The organism is Pseudoalteromonas sp. SIMBA_162 (assembly GCF_046535955.1).
GTDB lineage: Bacteria > Pseudomonadota > Gammaproteobacteria > Enterobacterales > Alteromonadaceae > Pseudoalteromonas > Pseudoalteromonas marina.
In genome coordinates this window covers 1-264 of sequence record NZ_JAWJBQ010000562.1, presented here as the reverse complement: position 1 = coordinate 264, position 264 = coordinate 1, and the positions used below count along the sequence as shown (strand labels likewise).

Annotated in this window: 1 pseudogene; it reads right to left on the bottom strand. The window is 64.4% G+C overall.

Features of this window, described 5'->3' with window-relative positions:
• A pseudogene (locus tag R0J88_RS20925) lies at positions 1–264 on the bottom strand (ATP-grasp family protein); the annotation flags it as partial.

The following is a 264-nucleotide window of genomic DNA, read 5'->3' as shown; positions in this document are numbered from 1 at the left end:
GCACCTTCCAGCGCCCCGCGGAAGCCACCGAAGGCCGAGACTTCGAAGATGATCGGGCCATCGGCGGTCAGCGCGACATCGACGGTGGTGAAGTCGAGCTTGAACGGCGCCTGGGCACGCTGCGCCAGCGCGATCAGCTCCTCGGAGGGCTCGAAGGGTGCGTACTTGCCACCGTCATGGATGGTGGTATTCCAGGCATCGCCCCCACTGACACGGGCGTAGCTGCACAAATAACGGCCACCGACGAAGACCATGCCGTAATCC